Origin of the sequence: Vibrio sp. Hep-1b-8, from assembly GCF_006124995.1 — a bacterium.
Taxonomy (GTDB): Bacteria; Pseudomonadota; Gammaproteobacteria; order Enterobacterales; family Vibrionaceae; genus Vibrio.
In genome coordinates, this window is record NZ_QEWN01000062.1 from 1 (window position 1) to 1,049 (window position 1,049).

Here is a 1,049-nt window from a genome sequence, read left to right on the forward strand (position 1 = left end):
ACGATTACGAGAGTATTAACAGTGAAAATATTGTTCGCTTTTTCTGTAAGTTAAGAGAGAGTTATCCATTAGCCCATAAGCTTCATATCATCTTAGATGGTGCGGGATATCACCGCAGTGACTTAGTCAAAGATGCAGCGTTTGTCCTAAATATCGAACTACATTATCTTCCACCTTACAGTCCAAACCTCAACCCAATTGAGCGGCTTTGGAAGGTAATGAACGAGCAGTCGAGGAATAACGTTTACTTCAAAAATAAACGAGACTTCAAGGAAGCCATCGATCAATTTTTTACTGTGACTCTTCCAGAGATCGCAGGTTCACTGACGTCTCGAATCAATGATAATTTTCAGGTACTCAAGCCTGCATTTTCAAGTTGATTGGGTATACACCAATATTAAGACAGCGTTTCTGATAATTACTTGATAGATTGATTAATTATTAACTGGGTGTGCATCATTAAGAAAAGGAAGGAAAATCACATTATTTCCGAGTCATTAACTTCATGTCACCTGCTTAGCCGCTTAAAATAAACGGCTAAATAATGAGGATTGATAATGAATTATAAATGGCTAGGTCTTCTCGGGGCGATTCCTTTATTGGCGGCATGCAATAGCGATATCGACATCGACATCGACATTTCCAGCAACGTGCTTTCTCAACAGCAGCTCAACACCATTATTAGTAATGTCAATAAACACTATCCAGATGCAGACAGCGAACTAAAACAAAAGATCGCTGAGGTCGCGGTAAAGTCAATTGAGAATATGGTGTTTGTCGAAGGTGGCAGTTTTAGTATGGGCGACTTTCGTATGCCCTGCATGAACGACGATCTTAATCGCCCTGTCTGGACGCCGGAAGCAAGCTGTTACAGTGATGTCGAGATTGTGAGCCGTGGTGCAGATATTCAACATGAAGTCACCCTAAGCAGTTATTCGTTGTCAAAGTATGAAGCGGAGTTGCTGGATTATGATGTTTACCTAAAAACATTAGGTCGACCATTTGAACAGAGTGAAGATGGAGGGAAGTACTTAGAACGCAACTCAACG

1 protein-coding gene and 1 pseudogene are annotated in these 1,049 nt (G+C 40.7%); both read left to right on the forward strand.

The window, feature by feature from the left end; all coding sequences use genetic code 11:
• Positions 1-380 (forward strand): IS630 family transposase (locus tag DA100_RS08240; protein ID WP_138971719.1); only part of this gene is annotated, 380 nt, incomplete at its 5' end.
• 177 nt (positions 381-557) lie between these two features.
• Positions 558-1,049 (forward strand): annotated as a pseudogene (locus tag DA100_RS08245) (hypothetical protein); the annotation flags it as partial.